This is a genomic window from Candidatus Obscuribacterales bacterium, assembly GCA_036703605.1.
In the GTDB taxonomy this organism is placed as follows: Bacteria; Cyanobacteriota; Cyanobacteriia; order RECH01; family RECH01; genus RECH01.
Map to the genome: position 1 here is coordinate 1 of DATNRH010000170.1, position 6637 is coordinate 6637.

Below are 6637 nucleotides of genomic sequence, written 5' to 3' on the forward strand. Positions count from 1 at the left end.
ACCCTAGACAATGCCCTGAAGCGCTGGTGGCCGATCAATATCCACCTAATTGGCAAAGATATTCTGCGCTTCCATGCGGTCTATTGGCCCGCTATGCAGATGTCGGCAGGGGTGCCTGTATCTGGTCAGGTGTTTGGCCACGGCTTTCTCACTAAAGATGGGCAGAAAATGGGTAAAAGCCTAGGCAATACGCTTGATCCCGTTGATCTAGTAACCCGTTATGGAGCGGACGCCGTTCGTTACTATTTTTTGCGGGCTATTGAGTTTGGTAAAGATGGAGACTTTAGCGAAATCCGCTTCGTCGATGTGCTTAACGCAGATCTTGCCAAAAATATGGGAAATCTGCTGAATCGCACCCTGAAAATGGCTAAGAAGTATTGTGATGGTAAGGTTCCAGACATTGACGTGGGGGCGATCGCTGCCGATCATCCACTCAAATCCAAGGGGATCGATCTGGCCCAACAGGTGTCCCTAGCCTACAGCCGTCTAAGCTTCAGCCACGTTTGTGAGTTAGTCCTGTCGTTGACCCGTGCTAGCAACAAGCTGATTGATGATCAAGCTCCTTGGGCATTGTTTAAAGAAGGGAAGCAAGCTGATGTTGATCAACTCATTTACAGTGTGTTGGAATCGACTCGCCTAGCAGCCTACCTTCTATCTCCCATCATCCCCGGCATTAGCAATGCCGTTTACCAGCAGCTAGGTTACACCCTTGACTTTAACCAAGCAGAGGCAGAGGCGATCGCTCCCTTCCCTCTCCACACCGTTTGGAGCTGTCTCCCCCCTAAACAAACGCTCGGCGAACCCCAGCCCATTTTCCAGCAACTGGCTACCCCCGAACTATCTACCCCATCTTAAGGGTGTGCATCGTTGGAACCTATCCTGGTCGTGAGTTTTTCAAATCTACTGTTTTATTAACCCTTGAGCAACTCTGCTCTTCTTCATAACAACTGAGGCATAACAATGTTTGATCATATTGAGAAAGACTCTGTATTTACGCCAGAGCAAGTTTTAGAAAATAGGGGCCGAGTAGCCATTTTTATTGATGGCTCTAACCTGTTCTACGCGGCATTGCAACTGGGCATTGAAATCGACTACACCAAGCTGCTTTGCCGATTGACCGCCGGTTCTCGCTTGCTGCGCTCTTTCTTTTACACCGGTGTTGATCGCACCAATGAAAAACAGCAGGGCTTTTTGCTATGGATGCGGCGCAATGGCTATCGCGTCATTTCTAAAGACTTGGTACAGCTTCCCGATGGTTCTAAGAAAGCCAATCTAGATGTAGAAATAGCTGTAGACATGATGGCGTTGGTGGGAGCCTATGACACCGCTGTGTTGGTGAGTGGCGATGGGGATCTGGCCTACGCCGTCGATGCAGTCAGCTATCGGGGAGTGCGGGTGGAGGTCGTCAGCTTGCGATCGATGACCAGCGATAGTCTCATTAATGTTGCCGATCGCTATATTGACCTGGATGGCATCAAGGAAGATATCCAAAAAACACCGCGCCATAACTACACCTATCGCCCACTCTCAGGCATTGGTTTTGTGGATGATCCAGACGAAGAATAACGAGACTAGCCCCTAGGTCTTTCTATAACCAGCACTCACGCTCTGAATGCTGGTTAACCCGTGACGTAGATGGAATACCGAATGGTGTGATCTAACAACGTCAGACTTGGGGGCATACTCAACCCATATCAAGCTTTCATGACTCATTCCTTGACAGAAATCTAAATAACCGTAATGATGGATACAGAAACTAAATCGTTCATCTCTCCTGTTCAGCTCAAGTAAATCGAGGTTTATGTTAGATTTGCACCAGCGGCTGGGAGACGGAAGTAAGGATTTATCCTGAAGGAACGCGCCTCTTAACACTCTACAGACTATTCTTGGAGGCGAAACCATGCAACTCTCATATCGCGGCGTTACCTACGACTACACTCCCCCTCAAGTGAGCTACAACAGCAAAGAGGCTGTTGGCAAGTATCGGGGACTTGACATTCGATTCCGGAAAGTATCACAGCCGCTTGTGCAACTTCCCACCCTTGATTTAATCTATCGAGGAGCCCACACGCTACATCATGCCTAGTACTGATGTATAACCTGCTTCTATACAAGCGGGTTACATGTAGCTATTCTTGACAATTCGTAAAAGCATCCTTGCATCTCACTAGGATGCTTTTTATTGTGTAAGGCGCAGGGTAGCTTGAGGGGCATGGATTATAGCTATGGCCAGTCTGGTTGAGACATGTCCTAGGTAAACGGTCAAACGTTTGAAGGTCTTCTGAAGGTCTTCCGGGTTTCTAAGGGTCTTAGCCCGTGTGGCAATGGCTATAAGAACTCGCGGGATCGATCGCTCACGACTAGGATCCAAGGTTCCGACTCCATCCCCTAGAGTTAGACACTATCCATACCAAATGCAACACGTGGCCCCCACGTATTTTCTGCGGAGATACCATTCCGTGCCCAAATGACATGACTTAAGGTGACCTATGAAGTGGACGGTTGGACAACAAGTAACCTGCAACGGTGTCGATTGGGGGCTGTGCCAAGTTCGCATGAGCAATGAGAACATGGTGGTCATCTACTGCCCTCGCTATGAATTCGTGATGTCTGGCAGCCCATTTAAGCTCGACCAAGCGGGTTGGCAGGTGGCGGAGGGCGTAGCACCAGAACAGCCTCGTGATCGGGATGTATCCCATCCTCATCGCGATGATAAGGTAGTGAGTCTTGAGCAATGGCGTACTGGGGCGCGATCGCCCCAACCGGTGCCGGTGCCTTAATGCATAGACGCTATCAGACTTGAAACCACGTGATGCGACAACCATCATCAGCCCCTTCGTTCATCCTGATCTGCTCGAAGGATGGGGGGGCTGGGCTTCGACGGGCTCAGCTCGAACAGTATTGATCCCATTCCAAACCCTAGAGGATGGTGAAGCGATCACGCTATCGAAGTCACGGTGAAACCAAAATGTGGGTCAGAGGACTAGTCCTCTGACCCACGCTTGTGTTGACCAGACTCAGCGATTGTGAAGTCTAAACCCCAACAGACGCTCACTCTGGGCAAGTGATATAGCGGCCGCAGCCTTTTGATTAAGCAGATGATTTTAAATTGAGTAGCCGTAGCTTAGGGCATATTGGCTCAACAACGTGGTGTGCAACTCATGAATGGAATTGCGGAGTTCATCATGGGTTTTGAACTCATCTAGGCGGTAAATGACCTGACCATGGCGAAACACCATAATGGTGGGCAAGCTGGTAAGGCGGTAGGTATTGGCAAGACGTAAATTGTCATCGGCGTTGATGCTCACCAATTTAATAGCTTCTTCTGATTCGACATGGAGACGATTCAACATCGGGCTCACCAATCGACAGAGACCGCACCAAGGGGCCCAAAAATTTACTAAGACAGGGGTTGAGGCATCCAGGACTTCCGGAACAAAGGTTTTCTCGTCAACAATTAACGCCATGATCCCTCTAAGTTTTTTATTTAAATTTGCTCTGGGATCATTCTATCGGTTGTTTGCCGCGAATAATACGCTATTCCGTCATGTTCTGATGAATCAATTCGAAAATCTTTTAGAAATTTAGTTGGGTGAAGGCAAAGATCCGGTGATGGATCGGGCGATCGCCACGCAAATCGCCAAGCTGGCATCGGTTTTAATCGCCTCTGCATGAAGATGGGTGGCAGTGGCTCTATAGCCTTGGGTCTGGAGCGCCTGAATGAGGTGCGATCGCTTGGGAATATCCATCTGCCCTTGTTGACCAATATCCCCCAAGCGATAGAAATAGGGCGGCATCGTGGCTTCTGCCGCCATCAGCCGCAATAGATGGGCGCGATCGCTCCATTGCCACTGGTCGGCTAGGTCGATCAAGGCGGTCAAGGTGGCAGGATCATGCAGTGATCCCAGCCAAAGAGGCCCTGTGAGAGTAGGAGGGCGATCGCAGGCCTGGCAGGACACCCGCCCCAGCCGTCGCCAGGACACGGTTTGGTAGTCACCGCAGCCATGACAGTAACCTAGGAATCCATAGTTTTGATCGGTGAGCATGGGTTTAGGCAACAGCCGCACCATGACGCGATAGGTTTCACCGGTAAACAGGGAAAAGAGGGGACGGATGCCTAAATTGCGCGCGGCGGCCTGCTGCTGGAGGCTGCCGATTAACAAACGTAGCCCTTGCTCGTGGGCGGCAGGATGGCTGCGGGCATAGGCAGCGTAGGAGCGAAGGCTTTGGGTGGGTAGATGCCCGGTGGCGGTGCGGCCATCGGTGCTGGTGAGGTAGATGAGACCACCGATGGCTGTAGCCCAGAGACAGGTGCTGAGATGGGGAGTGGCGGCTCCAAACCCGTCTATATCTACCAAGTCGTAGTAGTCCTTCTTGAGATGGCAGGTGAAAAAAACGCGGTTGGCTTCTTCCTGGGTCACCTGTCCCCGTCCAGCTTCTAGCAAGGACTGAAGATTGGCGTTGAGGGTGGGGTGGATATCGGGATTGCCATCATTCACCCAGAGCCAGTCTGCGTCGCTCTCGTGCCAATAGCGCAGCGATCGCACCCCACAGCCGGCCATGGCATCCAACACCCGTAGCCGCCCTGTTTGCTGGCGATGCAGGGCGGCCATAAGTACGCCTAGGTCGCGTACGACCCGCGTTTGGGGACGAAAGAAAGCGTTGCCCACCTGAAAGCAGGCAGCTCCTTCCTTGACATTGGATTCTCCGAGGCGATCGCTAGAATTCACGGCGAGAAAAGACCACCGTAGCGATCGCTAGGGTCAGCACGATATACAACAGCCCATAACCGGCATTGCTCCAGAGTTCTAGGGGCTGGGGCAGAAGATCCATGCCGTAGACCGCCACATTTTTGAGATCGAGTCGTGATAGGTCGGGCAAGACCAAATACATCGATTCTGTAATCCGCTGAATGTTGGGACTCTCTGACAATTCCGTGAGCAACACCAGATCTCGGCTTAGGTGTCCCATGAGATAGACCGCCACGGTGAGGAAGACCGCCAGGAGCGAGCTGGTGAACACGCCAAATAAAATGGCGATCGCGGTCATCAAACAAAGTTCGAGAAACAGAAACAGCACCGCCAACAGGATGCTGTCGAGGGGAAATGCAATTTGGTTCAGAGAGAGGGTGGCAATGTAGATCGCTGTCATCACTGTCACCATGACAGCCAAGACGACGGATAGACCCACATGTTTACCAAGAATAAACTCGGCCGGCGTGAGCGGTTTCGCCGTGAGGACGTACACGGTACGCTTTTCAATTTCCTTGTTAACCAAGCCGGTGCCCACAAATACGGCAACCACCAATCCCGTGACGCCGATCGCTCCTAGTCCTACGTCTAGCAGCATTTTGTCTTCTGTACTAGCCGCCACTTCTGGTAGCAGTAGATTGGCTAACAACAGCAAGATGCCAAAAAATCCCAGTAAGTAGAGAATGCGATCGCGGATCACTTCTCGAAACACATTACTGGCAATCACCAATACCCGTCCAACGTTCACAGTCTTCCTCCTAAGAGAAGCGGTCTGGTTTTCAGTATTCCACCCATTGTTCTCGGAGCGATCGCTTCATCCGAGAAAATTGAGAAAGGATGGAGGGCTTTAGGGAGCGTTCCTGTCTAAATATTCCATGGCCCCCATGGGCTCACAGCGAATGACGACCTCTGGGCGATTCTCTAGATCTTCGTCGAGTAAATTTGGCAGTTCTCGGAAGGGGCTGGTGCGATCAGGATCAAGCCGCTCTGCCTCCCCGCGCTCGATCACCTGACAAGTTTGGCTGAGGCGAAAACCATCTGGGTTGGAACTTGGCCCATACCAGTAAGTATGGAAGGTGATCGCGTAGCCATCGGACGTAGACGGCAACTGCCGAGGGCGAGTTGTGCCAAAGTCCCAAAGCTCTTGTTCTTTCGATCGGGAGAGAGCATCCTCAGCCGCGCTAGCTTGCATCACCTGCTGCAATACTTGTTCCTGTAACTGCTTAAACTCATTATTATTGTTCATCAACCAACGAACAGCATCATTCCATGAACCCGACTCAAGCTGCTGGCGCAGTTCACGTTCGGCAGATTCCAAAAGGCGCACCCCGATGGCTGGACGACGCGTATCGCCTACAACATCAAAGGACAGCTTGACGACGAAGGCACTGTTTTCAAATGAATCGGACAAGGTGCTGGGGTAAAACTGGATCCAGATTTGTACAACTAGGAAAAGGCCAACCCAGCAGGATATGAGAGCGTGGGACAGAGCTACAATCACAATCGTTTGGCGATCGCCCACCTTGGGAACTCGCAGCTTGGGCCCCGGAGCTAGATAGAGAGGTATCGTGGCGATCGCTGCTGTGGTCATGGGCCAAAGCACCAGCATGACTTCCAGGCTAATCAGATCCCAGGCATAGATCAATCCCAGAACCATGCCCGCTGTTAGCCAAGGGCCGGGATAGATCTTGAACCCTAGAATCGAGAATTTTATGTCAACGGTTGCCCAGCCAATGCCCAAGGAGAGAAAAATCCAGCCGATGGTCGCCAAGACATCCCGCACGATGGGCGTGGTAATGAGCAAGGAAATGAGCCATGAAAAGAGGCTCAGCAAAATTAACGTTTGCCAAGAAAATGGATCCGGCGGACGCACCCGTTTCCGAATC

8 protein-coding genes and 1 riboswitch are annotated in these 6637 nt (G+C 51.4%); of the genes, 4 read left to right on the forward strand and 4 right to left on the reverse strand.

Annotated elements, in window-relative coordinates; translation table 11 throughout:
- The 4 genes from V6D20_03485 to V6D20_03500 form a co-directional block, all read left to right on the forward strand.
- The coding region (locus tag V6D20_03485; GenBank protein ID HEY9814856.1) for a methionine--tRNA ligase at positions 1 to 855 on the forward strand (855 nt) is incomplete at its 5' end.
- 105 nt (positions 856 to 960) lie between these two features.
- Positions 961 to 1566 (forward strand): NYN domain-containing protein, encoded by a 606-nt coding sequence (locus tag V6D20_03490; protein HEY9814857.1) that lies wholly within the window; start codon positions 961 to 963, stop codon positions 1564 to 1566.
- 194 nt (positions 1567 to 1760) lie between these two features.
- A riboswitch (Glutamine riboswitch) is annotated at positions 1761 to 1863 on the forward strand.
- Between the two features lie 37 nt (positions 1864 to 1900).
- Positions 1901 to 2086 (forward strand): DUF4278 domain-containing protein, encoded by a 186-nt coding sequence (locus V6D20_03495; GenBank protein HEY9814858.1) that lies wholly within the window; start codon positions 1901 to 1903, stop codon positions 2084 to 2086.
- Positions 2087 to 2489: 403 nt separating this feature from the next.
- Entirely contained in the window at positions 2490 to 2780 is a 291-nt protein-coding gene (locus V6D20_03500; GenBank protein ID HEY9814859.1) for a hypothetical protein, read from the forward strand.
- A gap of 324 nt (positions 2781 to 3104) precedes the next feature.
- Here V6D20_03500 and V6D20_03505 read toward each other — a convergent pair whose 3' ends face one another.
- The 4 genes from V6D20_03505 to V6D20_03520 all read right to left on the reverse strand — a co-directional run.
- Positions 3105 to 3467: a thioredoxin family protein gene (locus tag V6D20_03505; GenBank protein ID HEY9814860.1), complete on the reverse strand. Its 363-nt coding sequence runs from the start codon at positions 3465 to 3467 to the stop codon at positions 3105 to 3107.
- 117 nt (positions 3468 to 3584) lie between these two features.
- On the reverse strand, positions 3585 to 4730 hold the full coding sequence (locus V6D20_03510; GenBank protein HEY9814861.1) for a hypothetical protein: 1146 nt from the start codon (positions 4728 to 4730) through the stop codon (positions 3585 to 3587).
- The gene (locus V6D20_03515) at positions 4720 to 5499 is read right to left on the reverse strand and encodes an ABC transporter permease (protein HEY9814862.1); all 780 of its coding nucleotides are present in this window, start codon (positions 5497 to 5499) and stop codon (positions 4720 to 4722) included. The genes V6D20_03510 and V6D20_03515 overlap by 11 nt, the downstream gene beginning before the upstream one ends.
- Before the next feature lie 99 nt (positions 5500 to 5598).
- Positions 5599 to 6637: DUF5357 family protein (locus tag V6D20_03520; protein ID HEY9814863.1), on the reverse strand; the 1039-nt coding region annotated here is incomplete at its 5' end.